Origin of the sequence: Sporosarcina sp. FSL K6-1540, from assembly GCF_038620285.1 — a bacterium.
GTDB classification, from domain to species: domain Bacteria; phylum Bacillota; class Bacilli; order Bacillales_A; family Planococcaceae; genus Sporosarcina; species Sporosarcina psychrophila.
Window position 1 is genome coordinate 471,890 of record NZ_CP152018.1, and the last position, 17,409, is coordinate 489,298.

At 44.2% G+C, this 17,409-nt stretch carries 11 protein-coding genes; 3 read left to right on the plus strand and 8 right to left on the minus strand.

Annotated elements, in window-relative coordinates; all coding sequences use genetic code 11:
• Window positions 1-49: 49 nt before the first annotated feature.
• Window positions 50-817 (minus strand): prolyl oligopeptidase family serine peptidase, encoded by a 768-nt coding sequence (locus tag MKY15_RS02240; protein WP_187045530.1) that lies wholly within the window; start codon window positions 815-817, stop codon window positions 50-52.
• Between the two features lie 135 nt (window positions 818-952).
• Between MKY15_RS02240 and MKY15_RS02245 the strand changes: the two genes are divergently transcribed.
• From MKY15_RS02245 to MKY15_RS02255, 3 genes are read left to right on the plus strand one after another with little or no spacing between them, the layout of a single operon-like run.
• On the plus strand, window positions 953-1,762 hold the full coding sequence (locus MKY15_RS02245; RefSeq protein WP_342538837.1) for a Cof-type HAD-IIB family hydrolase: 810 nt from the start codon (window positions 953-955) through the stop codon (window positions 1,760-1,762).
• Between the two features lie 27 nt (window positions 1,763-1,789).
• Complete coding sequence (locus tag MKY15_RS02250; RefSeq protein WP_342538838.1) at window positions 1,790-2,656, plus strand: DegV family protein; 867 nt, start codon at window positions 1,790-1,792, stop codon at window positions 2,654-2,656.
• Window positions 2,657-2,670: 14 nt separating this feature from the next.
• Window positions 2,671-3,996 carry a CoA-disulfide reductase gene (locus tag MKY15_RS02255; RefSeq protein WP_342538839.1) on the plus strand — a complete coding sequence of 442 codons (1,326 nt, stop codon included), beginning with the start codon at window positions 2,671-2,673 and terminating at the stop codon, window positions 3,994-3,996.
• A gap of 145 nt (window positions 3,997-4,141) precedes the next feature.
• Here MKY15_RS02255 and MKY15_RS02260 read toward each other — a convergent pair whose 3' ends face one another.
• The 7 genes from MKY15_RS02260 to addB form a co-directional block, all read right to left on the minus strand.
• Entirely contained in the window at window positions 4,142-5,602 is a 1,461-nt protein-coding gene (locus MKY15_RS02260; RefSeq protein WP_342538840.1) for an alpha-amylase family glycosyl hydrolase, read from the minus strand.
• Between the two features lie 1,346 nt (window positions 5,603-6,948).
• Window positions 6,949-7,080, minus strand: coding sequence for a hypothetical protein (locus tag MKY15_RS02265; RefSeq protein WP_255428477.1), 132 nt, complete (start codon window positions 7,078-7,080; stop codon window positions 6,949-6,951).
• A gap of 54 nt (window positions 7,081-7,134) precedes the next feature.
• Window positions 7,135-7,509, minus strand: a complete 375-nt coding sequence (locus MKY15_RS02270) for a YisL family protein (protein ID WP_067211918.1) — start codon at window positions 7,507-7,509, stop codon at window positions 7,135-7,137.
• A gap of 73 nt (window positions 7,510-7,582) precedes the next feature.
• Window positions 7,583-8,482, minus strand: coding sequence for a fumarylacetoacetate hydrolase family protein (locus MKY15_RS02275; RefSeq protein WP_067211921.1), 900 nt, complete (start codon window positions 8,480-8,482; stop codon window positions 7,583-7,585).
• 43 nt (window positions 8,483-8,525) lie between these two features.
• Window positions 8,526-9,722 (minus strand): DUF418 domain-containing protein, encoded by a 1,197-nt coding sequence (locus MKY15_RS02280; RefSeq protein WP_342538841.1) that lies wholly within the window; start codon window positions 9,720-9,722, stop codon window positions 8,526-8,528.
• A gap of 2 nt (window positions 9,723-9,724) precedes the next feature.
• Window positions 9,725-13,432 (minus strand): helicase-exonuclease AddAB subunit AddA, encoded by a 3,708-nt coding sequence (addA, locus tag MKY15_RS02285; RefSeq protein WP_342539694.1) that lies wholly within the window; start codon window positions 13,430-13,432, stop codon window positions 9,725-9,727.
• On the minus strand, window positions 13,410-16,907 hold the full coding sequence (addB, locus tag MKY15_RS02290; protein WP_342538842.1) for a helicase-exonuclease AddAB subunit AddB: 3,498 nt from the start codon (window positions 16,905-16,907) through the stop codon (window positions 13,410-13,412). Before addB ends, addA begins: the two co-directional genes overlap by 23 nt.
• Between the last annotated feature and the right edge of the window lie 502 nt (window positions 16,908-17,409).

Genomic DNA, 17,409 nt, shown 5'->3' on the forward strand with positions numbered 1-17,409 from the left:
TCCCTCATTCCTTGTTTTTACTAGCTTCATCATAGCAGAGTTCGGCTGTTCATTTCAAATGGCAGGCAAGCCAATCAGCCGCCTGAAGCATTCCGGCTCTAGAAACGGCATGCCCCGAGGTAGCGCTTGAAACAAATTCAATTCGCTCCGGTTCAGTAGCATACTCCTTCTTGATGGCCTGATAGAAGTTGTGTGTCGGTTCGTATGGCACAACCGCATCCTGCTTACCATGCCAAAAGTAGACAGGTCTATTGTTCAATGCCGATGGATGTTTCGTTAAATCAAACGTAGATAATGTGGCGAGTAATTTTTTCTTTTCATCTTCAGTAACAGGCAATGTAAAACCGCGACGTTCGAACTCAGACATTTGTGCTTTCGCTAACTGGACAAAGCCTGGAGCTCCCATCATAACAGCGGCAGCATCGACCCAATCATAGACAGCAAGACAGCCGAGCGTCGTAATACCGCCCATCGATGTGCCTCCTAAACCAATTTTACCTGTAGTAAGAAGTCCGCGTTGCACTAACTCTTCACGAATGACACTCACTTCTTCAATTGACGTCAAAACGATTTCCCAAAAACGTAGACTCAGTTGGACTTCATCAAGATTATCTTCCCGAGCACCGTGTAGATGCGCGTCAGGTAAGAGAACTCGGATGCCTTTCTTCGCCATATTATAGGCATAATGCAAATTATGTTCTTTAGCACTCATGAATCCATGAATAAAAATAACGACTGGAACTTGTTTGTCTTTAAGCTCATCCTCAACTATATGTAATAAGGGGATATCGCCCCATAACTCTTCAGTAACATTCATTGAAATCACACCTTTTCCTTTTCACTTGAGCGTACCAAAGTTTTTCTGAAAAAACAAAAGGCACGATTTCATGACTGGATTTTTTGACTTGATTCATATGTTAGCGATAGACTATTTATAGAAGGAGGCGTTTTTTTGAAGCCACATTTAATCGTCCTCGATCTTGATGGGACATTACTTACAGACGAAAAAGTAATTTCAGATAAAACCAAGCTAACACTGAAAAAAGCAGAAGAAAAAGGTCATCACATTATGATTGCGACCGGAAGGCCATACCGAGCAAGCGAAGTGTATTACCGTCAACTCGGGCTTAAAACACCGATTGTCAACTTCAACGGTGCGTTCGTTCACCATCCTGATAATCGTTCTTGGAAAACAATCCATGAAACGATCTCTCTTCCCGTGGTGAAAGATGTCATTGATGCTATGCAGCAATTTACATTCCATAATATTGTTGCAGAAGTGATGGATGATGTATACATGCACCATCACGATGAAAAACTGCTCGACATTTTTGGATTTGGTGATCCTAAAATAACGCAGGGAGATATTCGTGAATTTTTGCAAGTCGATCCTACAAGTTTACTGATCCATGCACCTGACGATAAAGTTGATGCAATCAGACGCCATCTTGGTGATGTACACGCGGAAGTCATTGATCATCGTCAATGGGGAGCACCGTGGAAAGTCATTGAAATCGTTCGGCATGGCTTGAATAAGGCTGTCGGACTTTCACATGTCTCGAAGTGGATGGATATTCCAAAAGATCGAATTATTGCTTTCGGGGATGAAGACAACGACCTTGAAATGATAGACTATGCCGGGGTCGGAGTGGCAATGGGTAATGGAATCGACAGATTGAAATCGATTGCGAATGAAGTGACAGACACGAATAATGAGGATGGCATTGCACGAGTGCTCCGCGAAAGGTTACACTTGGAATAACTACAATTAACCAACGGAGGGGTCTATATGAAAATATTTGCGGACAGTGCCAGTGATTTACCAAAGTCATTTTTCGAAGACAACGATGTAACGCTCTTCCCATTACGCGTCCTCATCGATGACAAAGAGTACGACGATATAATGACGATTGATTCAAAAGAAGTCTACCAAGCAATTCGCAACGGTAAGCACCCTAAAACATCACAAGTATCACCTGAACTGTTCCTTCGAAAGTGGAAGGAACTCGCATCATCAGGTGAAAGTGGGATTTACATCGCTTTTTCTTCAGCGTTATCCGGGACATTCGACACCGCAATCATGACCGGAGACCAAGCAAAAGAAACGAATCCAAAAATGAACCTTATTATTATCGATTCAAGATGCGCTTCGCTTGGTTACGGTCTTCTTGTAAAAGAAGCAGTTCGGCTACGCGATGCGGGAGAAGACGATGTTCGAACGATTGAGCGTAAAATCCGATACATGGCGGCACATATTGAGCACCTCTTCACCGTGCAAGACCTTGATTATATGGCACGCGGCGGTCGCGTATCTAAAACGAGTGCATTCATCGGCGGGCTGCTCAACATTAAGCCATTACTCCATGTCGAAAACGGCAAACTCGTTCCTATCGAAAAGCACCGTGGCCGCAAAAAAGTATTGCGCCGTATGGCTGATCTTATGGCGGAGCGCGGCGATAATTTAGCTGAACAGACAATTGCAATTTGCCATAGCGACGACGAAGGAATAGCACTCGAATTAAAAGCCATAATAGAAGAGTTATTTCATCCAAAAAATATCGAAATCCATATGATTGGATCTGTTATCGGTGCACATGTTGGTCCTGGTACAGTAGGCGTCTTTTTCCTGAATAAATTTAATCAGGAATTGATTTAAAGGAGGATTTGTTGATGAAAGTACTCATTGTCGGTGCAATCGCGGGTGGTTCCACTGTCGCCGCACAAATTAGACGCGCAGTTCCAGATTCTGAAATCATATTATTTGGACGTGATCCGGTACTTGGCTATGGGACATGCGGTATGCCATATGTCATCGGAGGATTAATCGAAGATAAATGGCAGCTAGTCGGCTCGTCTCCCGAAAAGTTCAGCGAGCAACGAGATATAACCGTCAAGTTAGGGCATGATGTACTGGCCATTAATCGGGAACAGAAAACGGTTGAAGTACGTAATATGGAAACAGATCATGTCTTTACAGAATCCTACGACAAACTTATTTTATCGCCCGGCGGAATCGCCCGTATACCTGACTTAAAAGGTCTCGGTGATTTGCCATTATTTACGCTGAAGAGCTTTGGGGATATGGAAGAAATCATCGACTATATAGAGCGTGAAAAACCGAAGTCGTGCGCTGTTATTGGAGGCGGATTCATCGGGATTGAACTTATTGAGAACTTCATCCATAGAGGATTACAAACGGCGCTTATTGATCGCAATGAACGCGTCATGACATTAATGGATCCTGAAATTTCACAAGTACTTGGCAAGGAAATGAAAGATAATAAGGTAGACTTTTACTTTGAAGATGCCATCGAACGCATTGAAGGCAAGCGCTTGATTATGAAAAATGGTGTGAACTTTGACGTTGACTTTATCGCGTCCAGTATAGGAATCGATCTTGATACGCAACTCGCGATTGAAGCTGATTTACATATCGGGCCGACGAAAGGGATCGTCGTCAACAGCTATATGCAGACAAATGATCCTGACATTTATGCAATTGGTGACGCGGCAGAATGCAAAGACTGGTTCACCGGTAAACCGAAAAACGTGAAACTCGCTTGGCCAGCGCATAGGCAATCATTCATCGTCGCACGCCATCTTGCCGGCAATCCAATCGAAATGAATGGGCTTCTCGGCACGACGATTACAAAATTGTTTGCGCTGACTGCAGCTATGACTGGCCATTCGGCGAAAAGTTTAACAGATGAAGGTATCAAGTTTGGCACGGCAGTCTATGAAGGCCGAACGAATGCAGGCTATTACCCTGACCATGGGCGTATTTTACTGCGTGTTCATTATGATGAACAATCCCGGCTCATCTTGGGTGCACAAGCGGTCGGTGACAAAGGAGTCGACAAACGAATTGACGTCATTGCAACTGCAATCATGGGCAAAATGACTGTCGATGACCTTGCAGCCCTTGAACTCGGCTACTCCCCACCCTATTCATCGCCGAAAGATCCCGTAAATATGATTGGTTATAAAGCGCGATAACAAGAAAAGCGTAAGGCGCCGTTTAGCCCCGAAAAGCGCTGGAAGGCTTGACGACAAAGGCGCTCTTTGCCTTTTCGGCAAGACTGAAGCTAGACATCAAAAAACACCAGCATCGGCAACTTTGCCGATGCTGGTGTTTTCTGTCTTACTTCGCCTTCGTTTCAGCTTTTCTATCTTTTCTGCCTTGACGTCCTTTTCTCCAAGCCATGAATAGGAATCCAAAGAACAGGACATAGATTAAAATCGATGCGATTAGATAAGGCGTATTGAATCCTTTGTCTTCATCAGCGATATAAATCTCTGCAACTTCACGTTCTAGTACGACGCGGTAAATTCCATCCTTACCTTCCCGTACCGAATCACCATCAAGTAGACCACGTAATTTTTTATTGTCCCCGATTACTTCTTTCGGAATTTCTACATTGGCTGTCTCAGTCGTATTATTAAGTGCAACAATCCATGTCTCTTTATCATTTGAAAGCTTATACACTGTAAATCCATTCTCATTGTGTAACATCTCAAAGTCACCGTTACGGAAAGCTTCTGATTGGTTGCGCAACTGGTTAAGGTCACCGATATGGTCAATTAACTCCTCATCGATCTTGAAATTCATGATTTGATGACTTTCAGGAGCAGATTCTCCATTTACCGCAATTTCGGTACCATAAGGCATAATCGGTACGCCTGGCATTGAAAATAGTGCCGTAATGGCTAGCTTCCACCGTGTCGGCGGGAACATTCTTGCTTCCACGATATCGTATGTAAAACGTGGTCCTGTTAATTCATCGAACTGGATTAATTCCTTTTCGGTTGCATTTGACACTATCGATAGCGGTGAAGAATCTACGTCATATTTAACGAATGAATTTCTCATTGCGTTCATTTTTTCGTTATTCGGAGCAGAATCGAAGTCAGCGTCACTTTCTTCATTCGTCAGTACATATGCTTTTGGTTTAACCGTTTTTACAGCTTGAATGATTTCATTCAAAAACGCCGTATCGATTTTATCAATCTTCGTTAAACGGATTCCATCCAACTTATACGTTTCCATGAAATCAACGATGGCTTCCTTCAATGCTTTTTGTGTTGCTGCATCCGAAGTATCCCAATCGATTGTTCCGTCAGCAATAGGAAGTACTTTGACAGTTCCCTCTTTTGCCCAAACATGATTCGAACTCACTCCCGCAAGTGGGAAGTCAGCAATCACGGACATATCCTGCTTATGAATTGCTTTAATCATCTTGCTAAATTCTTCTGAAGTCCCAAAATGCGGGTCAAGTTTCGCATAATCAAGCACTTTACTCCCATCATACGTTTCCGTTTCAAAGACGGGTCCAAGTGAAATAAGCGTGAAGCCCATTCGGACAATATGCTCAAGTCTCGTAGCGACACCTGTGAAGTCTCCTCCACTGAATGCCGTCAAATCTTTCGTATTTACGTCAAAGTCGTTCTTGCCATCGGCGTTATTAAACCGGTCCACAAGCAAATCATATATACTTTCATCCTCTATTGTTCTTTCCGTTTCTGCAAACACCCCTGCTGGAGATAGGGTAGATACCAGTAATAGAAAAGTTGCAATAAGTCCAAACCATTTATTCGCTTTCACAAAATTGCCTCCTCAATACGAGCTGTCACTCGTCATTTTACCAAACGCCGCCACATGTCGCCATTGTTTACGCCAAAAACCTCATCCTTCCCAATGAAATAGGTCGATATTGTGAATAAGGAAAAGCGCAAGGTGCCGTTTAGCCCCGAAAAGCGCTGGCCGACTAAATTCGCCACGTCCTGTGGCAACGTCGGCACTAGTACGTCCTGTACGTCGAAAGGCTTGATGATAAAGGCGCCCTTTGCCTTTTCAACAAGACTGAATTTAAAGGAAGGCAGTCTAAAGTCGCGACGTCCTGTCGCACCGACTGCATGCCCCACTTCGTGTGGGACCAGGGGCTGGCACCTGAAGTCTAGACAGCAACCTAAATTGAATAAGCTTATACATTATTAACTTTTCACGTCTGTTTTATTAACCATTTACTTGCGTATAAAGCAGGTAAATGGTTAATATCCATTTTTACTGGGTCATTTGCGGTTCGCTTTCGGCGAAATAATCACGACACATTTTCCGAGAGGCATGTGTGGCTAGAAGTGACTCCGTCACTTCTAGCCACACTTTTTTCGGTCATTCTGTTGTGAATAGTTGCCTATCGCGTACCTTCAATGTTCAAGTGAAAAATGCAGTTATGTTTGAATGAAAAAAATAGATGACTTTTTATAGAGATTGTAAGTGCCCGTAGATGCAATTTCGGGCACTCTTGCACTTTGTACAATGCGTTCCTTGCTTACTTCTAGAAAATATTATGTATGTAATCATGTGATAGTTTGTAGAAAGTAACACTTCTTTACTAGTAAAAAAAGAGAAAACCCTAAAGAAAGTTTCAACTAGGTAGATGCCCCTCTATTCTTTCGTACAAAAAAGCTTTTGCACTTTGTGTGAGGCCACTGAAAAAGTTCTTTTTATAGTAAGAAATAGTTGATTGTAGTGGAGAGCGGCGACTCCAGCGGGAACAGCGCGAGCTGAAGACCCCGCAGGAACGCAGTGACGAGGAGGCTGAAGCCGTGCCCGCGGAAAGCGTCCGCTCGGAACGGAAATCAACGGGATTGAAGGAAATTGGACTTTTTCAGTGGCCTCCTTTGTGTACTAATGCATTTGGAGCGCGACGGATGAATAAGCACCATACGATTACCGAAAAAATGTGTAGGGATGCGACGAAGTCGCATCCCTACACATCAAGACATCTCGGTAATCGTATAGAGGTCGTTCAATCCAAAGTAATCCAAATATACTGTACACGAAGCGCCTAGTGTTTGATTAAGTTATTTACTAGTTGTTTGGTTAATCAATAGACCTGTTATCAAAACGATAAAAAACACCCGCCAGCACAATCGCCAGCAGGTGTCTCATTCATCAAACAGTTCATCGTCATCAGTAGATGACCGCTTTTTGCGGGAAAACAGGATGACGGAAACAGCAAAAAATGCCATTAACATCAAAACAACGATAAGTAATATCGGTCCGATACTAGATTCCATCTTCATCCCCCGTTTGCGTAAACAACGCATTTTCAGTAATCATTCCCGTAAAGATTAAGCGAACCAAGTAATGCCAAATGGCAATTTAAATCCTAGGAACATCGTCGCCAATACGAAGACGAAAAATAGGATCCATACTACTTTGACACTCTTATTCTTCGCAGAACGGACGAGCACCATTTCCATCATACCAATTGTTAGAAGACCCAATAAGAATTTGACGCCATACAACGCGCCATCAAGCGATGAATATTCAAAGAATAGCGCCGCGCCTGTAATTACAATCAGCACGTAGAATAGACGTGCAATCATATGAAGAATTTTTCTGCCTTTTGACTCTGTGTCCATACTTGCAGCAACGAGGAATAAGATAATTCCAACAACCCATGTGAAAATATGAAGATGTGTAGCGTTTGTTAATACGTCCAAATTAGTCACCTCATTTAATTAGTAATACTAAATAATCGTATCACAATTGACTAATTCGCAAAAGGGAAACTGCTCAAACAAACTTATTTACGAGAGTTCCGATGCTTTCAATGGACACTTTTACAGTATCGCCTTGTTTTAAAAATGTCGGAGGTGTCATGCCTTTACCGACGCCAGCAGGTGTACCAGTCAAAATGACATCGCCTGGTTCAAGTGTCACATAACGTGATATTTCAGCAATCAGTTCGTCGATTTTGAAAATCATCGACGCTGTATTGCCATTTTGTCTCACTTCATCGTTCACTTTTGTCACAACTGATAAATTATGTGGATTCGGTATTTCATTTTTCGTCACAATATAAGGTCCCATTGGACACGATCCATCGAGACTTTTTCCTAAGAAGAACTGGCCATGTGCCGCTTGCACGTCACGCGCCGTCACATCGTTTGCAATGGTGTAACCGAAAATATAATCATAGGCCAATTGTTTCGGGATATTACGTCCTCCCTTGCTAATGACAACCGCAAGTTCCCCTTCATAATCAAGGCTATCCGTCACATCGGCATGGACTGAAACGTCTTGTTCATCCGCTGCAATAGCGGTTGGTGATTTCGTGAAAATCATCAACTTTTCAGGTGGTGCATCTGCGCCCATTTCCGCCGCATGGTCAGCGTAGTTTTTGCCTACACATAGGATATTTTTAGGCGTTCTCGGAATTGGCGAAAGCCATTCTATAGCAGTGAATGCATATTTGAATCGGTCCGAATTCTCATCCGACCGCGCCTGTTCAGCAAGTTTCCGTACTTTTTCAACGAAATCCAGACCAGATGCAATACCTTCCGTGATTGTTTGTGGAAAATCAGTATCCTCAAATGCTTCTGCAATCGCTAACATATCCCATACTGCATCTTCCTTCTTCACTTTAGGTCCAAATAACGTCCTGCCTTCGTAACGGAACGATAATAATTTCATCTGTCAGCCCATCCCTTCATTAGTAAAACCCTTATTCTGATTACTACGACAAAGGCCGATCCTTTTCCTCTTTATTCGGCAAATTCTTTCCGTATGTTCCTTTGCGCCACAACCACTCTAATGGACCCATGCGGAATTTCGACAGCCAAAGTTCAGCAATTAGAACTTGAATGATGAACACACCAACTGCAATACCCACTCCCGTTGCCAAGTCTACTTTGCCATACATGCCAAAACCGTAGGCGTAAAAAATAAGTGTCGCCACAATCGATTGCGTAATATACGTCGTCAACGACATCCTACCTACTTTTGAAATAGGACGGAATATCGCGCGGAAAAACGGTAGTTGATAGAGTAAGAGCAACAAACCTATATAACCAATTGCTAAAACAGGACCGCCGAATTGCTCTTGCAATACAAGTGCATCCATTGAAGGACCACTAGTATGTGGTATAGCTTTCATCCATATGCCCGCAGCAAGTGAAACAACAGTCACGACTGCGATGCCCACTTTCAATTCCGCGGCGCGCTCAATTACTTTCCATTTAGACAACCCTGCCCCAATCATAATGAGTGGCAATACGACGAAGATACCCAGTAACGAACTCGTCAATCCCAAAGTTAGCCATTCAGTAAAACGGAAGCTAAAGATTTCGCCATAACTACCGTAGGCATACGCTTCAAGCGAGCGTTCAATTTGATGAATATCTGCGTAGCCTTCCATTATTGCATTCGAATCCAATTTATTGAGAAAATAAGTGATTCCATAAATGATTCCCGAAGGCACAATATAGACGAAAGCAGCAATCGGTAACATCCACTTCTTCGGAATCCTAACACACGCAATCATCATAAAGCCCATTAACGCGTACGTAAACAAAATGTCACCCATCCAGATGAACAATACATGAAGTAAACCGAAGACGAGCAAAACGCCCATACGACGTGCCATGACTGGCGCAAATGACATCTTATTTGCCATTGATTTTTCATATTGCATATTTAAACCATAACCGAACAGCATGGCGAAAATCGGGTAAAAACTCGCTTCCACGAAGATATCAACCCATTTAAAGACCGCCATATCACTCGATGCACTAAACCATGAATACGGATCCATATACAAATACGGTGAATGGAATACGAGCATATTCGCGATGAATATCCCGAGTAATGCAAACCCGCGCAGCATATCGAGCGCCTCAATACGATTTCCAAGCGTTGTTGGTGTTAATTTCAATTTTATTCCCCCTGAATATTTATAGTCCTCTGTCCGTCAAATAAATAAAGGACCATCTCTTTAATGTCGATTCCCACAATTTCTTCAATCGCTTTCTTGTACAAGTTCAACTGGATGCCATACCGGACCTGCATTTCTGCGTCGACTTCTTCATCCGAACCAAAGCGTCCGCTGACTCGGTCAGTTTTATAATCTAGCAGGACCCAACCATCTTGCTCTTCGAATAAACAATCCGCGATCCCTTGCAATATTTGGTAATCCCCGTCGTTATCATCATAAGCGTACGTAAACGGCAATTCGCGCTCTACTTTCTCAGCTTTCATAAGCCGTTTCGCAATCGACGTTTTGAAAAAATGTGCAACCGTATTGGCATCGACTGCAATCGCTTCTTCTGTAGTCAGCAACTGGCGAACCGTCAAATCTGTTAGCAACTTCTCAACGTCAGTAACACTACTTTCTTTCTGGATATCGATATGCTGCATAATCGTATGCATCGCCGTCCCGACTTCCGCTGCAGATAGTGCCCGTGATTGCATAAAGGCTGGTCGATTATGGAGATATGCCGTACTGACATCCGCATTCGTAGACACAAACAAATCATCGTCCGCCTGTTGTTCTAGAATCGACAGCCGTTTCAACTCACTGACCGTCTGCTTAGACCGTTTTGTCACCGATGAAAGATGCGGATATGTCGCGTCAAACCTGCGTTTCACTTCCAACAACATCCCTGCGTCGACTTCTTCAATTGGAACGACATCCAATGATTTCACTGGTTCCTCATCGCTATCTCCAAGCTTACTAAATAATGCCGAAACAGGCAGCGCATCTATCTGCCAAACTGAGGCATCGATTACAGACTGACCTCCCGGGATACTTCCGAATTTCGCAAATGCCGGATGTCTCGCGACTGCTGGACCAATCCAGTCTAAATAACCGTTTGCACGTGACCTCGTATACTCAGGCAACATCAGGTCAGGGTCGATCAGCTGGGCATCTTGCCATTTGACAATCGACTTTTCAATATCTTTTACAGAAGCAATAATCTCAAGATGTTCTTTCGCCCGTGTCATAGCAACGTATAACACACGCATTTCTTCCGCACGCATTTCAAGTTCTTTCTTTTCCTTCATTGCAAGAAACGGCAATGATGTATAGGTAATCCGGTTGTCCGGATCAATCGCTTTCACTGCCAGACCAAAATGCTGATCGAACAAATACGGTTCATTGAAATCCATCTTATTGAATTTCCGACCTGCCCCTGCGATGAAAACGAAAGGAAACTCCAGTCCTTTTGATGAATGGACGGTCATGATACGGACAACGTTTTCCTTTTCAGTAAGCGAACGTGCGGCACCGAGATCATCGCCCCGTTTTCGCATACGGTCAACGAAACGTAGAAAACGGAACAGCCCACGGAACGACGTTTTTTCATAATCGATTGCCCGATCATGCAGCGCACGTAGATTGGCCTGGCGCTGTTTACCATTTGCCATTGCACCGACCATTTCGTAGTAATGTGTATCGGAATAGACTTGCCATATCAATTCGGACAACGAACCGCGTCGTGCCAAGTTACGCCAATCCTCGAACTGATTGAAAAACCGTTGCAATTTTTCCTGCGTTGCTGCTGCAACACCTGCTCCGCCTGTTGTAACGAAACGCTTCAACGCTTCAAAGAACGGCTCGCTTTTTCCGGCAAGACGAATTTGTGCCAATTCATTTTCCGTCATGCCGATAAACGGAGCACGGAGGACGGATGCAAGTGGAATATCCTGATAGGGATTATCTATGACACGCAATGTATTCAACATAATCATCACTTCTAACGCATCGAAATAACCGCGTTTTAGTTCAGCATAGATTGGAATTTCCGCTAGTTTAAATTCCTCTGCGATTTCACCTGACCAAGTCATTGAACGCATCAAAATAACAATATCTCTATATTCAAGTGGACGCTTTTTATCGCTAAATGCATCAGTTACTTCAGCGCCAGATGCGATCAGTTCACGAATTTTCTTAATCATAAATCGTGCTTCCGCCTGCGAACTCTTCAAGCTTTGGCCTGCTAATTCCGTTGCATCGTCTAACTCCTGCTCATCTTCCTCTTCTTCATAGAGCAACGTCAAACCAGCTGTTACGGCTTTTTCAGGATAGTTAGCGCCATATTTCAACGCCGCCGCATCATCGTATTCGATTTCTCCGACACGCGCGCCCATCACTTGTGAAAAGACGAAATTTGTCGCATCGAGCACTTCTTTACGACTTCTGAAGTTGGCATTCAAATCGATTTTCAAGCCTTGATGGCCATCCGTTGCCGTAAATCGATTGTATTTTCCAAGAAACAGCATCGGTTCAGCAAGACGGAAGCGGTAAATTGACTGTTTTACATCGCCAACCATGAACAGATTGCCATCCTCTTCCTCGCCGCGCTTAACGAGCTGGATAATCGTCTCCTGCAACATATTGACATCCTGGTACTCATCGACAAGAACTTCTGAAAAGCGATTTTTGTAGTCAACTGCGATATCAGAAGGCACCAGTTCTCCATCTTGAACATTCGATAAAATCCGTAGCGCATAATGCTCTAAATCCGAGAAATCGACAATCCCTCGGTCAATTTTCACTTGTTCGAAACGCCTTCCGAAGTCGATCACTAAGTCAATGAGCGTATGCATGGTCGGCGCCATCAAGCGAATTTCATCTAATAAACGGGCTGGTGTTCTCGTGAAATAAGATTCTTTCAACGTATTAATAATTTTCTTCACCGCATCACGCAGCGCTTTCGCTCGCTTTGCAAGTTCTTCATCACATGAATCTTTGCGGATTGTCCCCGCCTTTGCCCATTTGAGAGAGCCAAAAAATGCGTACATTTCTTCCCATGTACCATCCGTGATGCGTCGAATTGCTTCATTAATCCACATCAAATCTGCTTCAGCCGTAGCAGCAAGTGGTTCCGGTCCGTCCACCATCAGCGCAATATTTCGCATATCGACAGTTAACGCCGCCGCTTCTTCAAGCGTATGGAGAATGGCCGTTTTGAGCGGTTTGATAAATTCAAGATCATCGATAGAAGCTTGGTCACTAATCTCATATTGCATGGGAATTTCACGCAGCCATTGTTCGGGTACCGGGTGAACGCGGGAATAATCATACAAACGATCAATCAGTGTTTCGATGGACTGATCATTGCGGTCAGACGTAAAACTATCTGCCAGCCGGTACATTGCTTCCGGATTTTCCGCACTATAGGCATCCTCAAGTACAGCCCCAATTGTATCGTCACTTAAAAGCGCCGCTTCCGTACTATCCGCAATCCGGAATCCCGGGTCGATATCGATTAAATAAGCATATTGTCGAACGACATTCATACAAAATGAGTGCAGTGTAGAAATCTGTGCTTTGTTCAATAAATTCAACTGCCTGCGCAAGTGGACAGATTCCGGCCTTGCAGCAATCGCTTCTTCCAACGCTTCCGCCATCCTGTGTCGCATCTCTGCAGCAGAGGCATTGGTAAATGTCACAACGAGCAGTTCATCGACATCGATTGGATTATTTTCATCCAGTACTTTTTCAATCATTCGTGTGATTAACACTTTCGTTTTCCCCGAACCAGCGGCAGCGGAAACGAGAATATCTTTCCCTGTCGCCCAAATTGCTTTCCACTGGGCGTCCGTAAATGTTAGTCCCTCAGGTTTCACGGGTATGTGCATCATCCCCCACCTCCTTACGCATTTTATCGAGAGACAATTCTGGGTCCATTTCGGCATAAGACCGATGCTCTGCTGACGGATCTGTTTGATCGAACTGACAAACGGATCGATACGAACAAAACTCGCATGGCATTTTATTTTTTAATTTATAGGGATAGACGCGGGTATCTCCCGCAAGCATGGCATCTCCGGCTTTTTGATGGCGCGTTCTGACAAACGACCGCAACATCTGCAAATCATCGGATGACAATACTTTTGACGTTTTCGCAAAAGTTCCATCCGTTTTAATAGAGGCTGGCACGATTGAAGAGGATCTGCCAATATCAGCATCCATGCCGATGACAACTTCCTGATTATCGAGCAAATAGCCTCTCATCTTATAGGATTTCGCGATTTCCGCTTCAAGGAGTGCAGGTGTTAATTCGGAACCGGAGCGGATCATCGGGTTATGAATATGCATATACAAAATGCCCGCTGGATCCGCATGTATGCCGAGCCATTCGTCTGCATTTTCTAGCGCTACGTCAAGATAGGTCATCATTTGCAAGGACAAGCCGTAATAGACTTCTGTTAAATCAAGGCTTTTGGCGGATGATTTGTAATCGACAACACGGACATAGTTTTTACCGCCAATTTCGGTCGCATCGACACGGTCAATTCGGCCACGCAGTTTCATCGAATCACCACGGCGCAATGGAATTTCAAGCGCTGGCAGTTCTTCACCAGGTCCAAATCCTGCCTCAATGGCAACCGGTTTGAATACCGTCGATTTGGCCTGTGTACTCAGTGAATAAATTGTCCGCTGAATAATATGCATGAGCTTACGTTTAATATAAACATAACGATTCGTTGACAATAGTATTCGATTAAAGAAGTAAGGAGAAATATCTTCCACCGCTGCTCTCGCAAGCTTCCAACATTCTTCGCGCGTCAGCTCTGCCCACGACTTATCGAGACGCATTGTTTCATCTGACACCCATTTTAGAGCCGCGTGAAATAAATCCCCGATAGCCGGTGCTTCCAGCGTAAATTCCGTCCGTTCGCGCAAGCCAAGTCCAAACGACGCATAATGCTGGAACGGACAGCTGTAATAGGATTCAATCCGTGACACACTGGAAACAAATGATTCCCCGTATAGCCCTTCCGTTATTTCTGGACGCAGTCGTTCCGCCCCATTTTTCGCGTTCATCGGGCGGATGATATGACTGATGACAGACGACCAATACGGATCCTCGTCGTAATACGCCATCACTGCACGCCATTCAAGTTCCAACACACCCGACTGTTCCGCCTCTTTCAACTTCATTGATACATAAGGAAGTGCCGAACGCGGGTGGCTAATGTAATCGAATTGATTGGCTTCTAGCGGCAATTCAGACGGATCCGTGACCGCTATTTTAGTTTCAGTTCCTGGCAGCATTTGCGCAATTCTCGTAATATACAGCGACGGAATAAGTGCTTTCCCTTCCTCGTCTGCAACTGGATACGACACATATAATTTTTCGCGCGGTGCCGTAAATGCGCGATAGGCCATATACGTTTCATCCATCAATTTCATCTTCGACGTCGGAGCTAGTTCAAAGCCGATTTCCGAGAACCATTCACGGTCGGCATCCGACAGAAGCCCTTCATTGTCAACCCGCTTCGGCATGACGCCATCGTTCACCCCAAGGACAAATACAGCGTCAATTTCCATTAAGCTTGAAACTTCGACAGTCGACACCGTCACTTGGTCGAGCGACGGCGGAATGCGAGCAAATTCGAGTGAATCAAATCCTTCATCCAAAATCCGAGCTGCTTCTACAGCATCCATTTTTTTATCGCCGAACATAAGGACGAACTGATCTAGTACATTAATCCAGCCGTTCCAAGCTTGTTCATGTTCCGTTGCGCCAAGTAGTCGTCCTGCACGCTCTTCTTCCGCACGCAGATCGATGATTTTATCATAGACATTTAAGTTTTCCATGAATAAAAACAGCGCTTCCGCGACATCACGTCCCGTTTTGGACCGTTTCAAACGTTTTTCAAAATCAGTAAGCGGATCCCGAATTTCATCACGAATCACATGCAGTTCTTGCTCCATCGCGATTTCTTCGTCGGTTTGCACATTTGAATGCAATTCAAGACCGCGGTATTTTTTCACGCGCCAACGGCTGTCATCGAACCAACGCTGTCCGTAAATCCCATGTGCAAGAACATAGTTTTCGAGTCTATCTGCTCGATCACGCCATAATAACTTGGTTTCTCGGTGTGGGAAAAAGAGATCTGTTTTTACTGCGCGGAACACCGATTCATATGACCAACCCGTTGTCACCGCTTCTAACACCGAACGTGAAAACTCGATAAGCGGATGATGCAACATCGGTTTCTTCTGGCTGATGAACACCGGAATATCATAATGTGGAAAAATGGTCTCAATCAATTCATCATATTTTTCAGGCTGCCTGTACAAAATTGAAACGTCTTTGTAACGCTTGCCTGCAATCATTAACTCACGGATTGTACGCGCCACTGAGTGGATTTCCGCACGACGGTCCGCTGCTTCAATCAAGACCACATTGCCAGCTGACGGTTGTTGCTTCGCAGGATAGTGGTCGAATTCCGCTTCAAAATGTTTTAAGTCTTCATTTTGATAACGTGGCGAATTCGCCAAATGGACATCTTCCTCTACTTCCACCGATTCAGCACGTGCCAGTTCACGCAATTTGAGGGAGGTCCTTACGGGATTGAAAAATAATTCATGGTCCGCAAACCCTGTGAGAGCGCCTTCCATCGGCAACACAACTGTCAGTCGATTGGCGTGTTTCATCAGTTCCGTGACTATTTCATATTCCCGCGTCGTGAAATTTTCAAAACCGTCGATATAAATATCTGCCCCTTTTAACAGGTCTGAATGGGCAATTTGTGAAGCAAGTAGAGCCAAGTGTCCTTCACTATCGACATAAGTTGTACCCAGCTTTTCTTCAATTTTTGTCAGCAATAATGACAAGTCTTCCGCTTTGTCGAGCAAAGTGCGTGGTGCACCTGTTGAAGCTAGCGCATCATGGAGATTGCTCATCGTTTGGTGATCGAGACAATAGCGACTAAACTCTTTCAATAAGTCCCTAATTTGTTCCGTGAACCCACGTTTATTAGCCGCTTGTCGGAACAATTTGAACTGGTCCCGATTGTCTTCTAAAACGCTTCGTACAAGCATCCTGTACCCGAAACCATCTATTTCCTTACGCGTAATGCCGCCAGTTTCCTGCAATACACGCCACGCCAACCGCTTGAACGTCAATACTTGTGCACGGATAATCCCTTTTAATCCGAAATTAACGGACAAGCTATGCTCCATCGAAAACGACATCTGGTCAGGCACAATGACAATAACAGGCGCTCCCATTGGATCTCGTTCCAGTTCAGCAGCCATTTCCCGCTCAATGAACGTCGTCTTTCCAGCGCCCGATCTACCGGTTATGAAACGTAGTGACATTTTGCGTCCTCCTTTTTAATGAATGTAGGTTATTTATTTCTATCCTGGTTGAACATTTAGTGTAGAAGCGCGGCAACTAGGTTGATATAGATTTCCCATCATACCGCTCCGGCGCTTTGTGGTCTATGTAGAAAGCGCATTTCGTTATCTATCCTTGCAGAGAAAATTTATAAAAGTCCATTTGCAACGGATAGAATTAGAAATCCTACTAATACCGCTTCGGCGCTTTGTGGATGCCTCCCGCGATAAGCCAGAAAGAAGAACACTTTCAGTCTTATCGCTCCGGCTACCACGAAGACGCGCCTTCGCTGGGTGGTCTCGATCTTAGAAAGCGCATTTCATTGTCGGGGATAAGACCTAAAGTGCGTCTTTCTTCATTGAAATTAATATCAAATACTAATCACATTATAATTTCAGTCTATACTTTTTAAAATAAAAACTCCCCCGATAATGTACACTCTAGCGCAGGCGCGGCAAAGGGGTAGCCGTAGCCATGAGACTG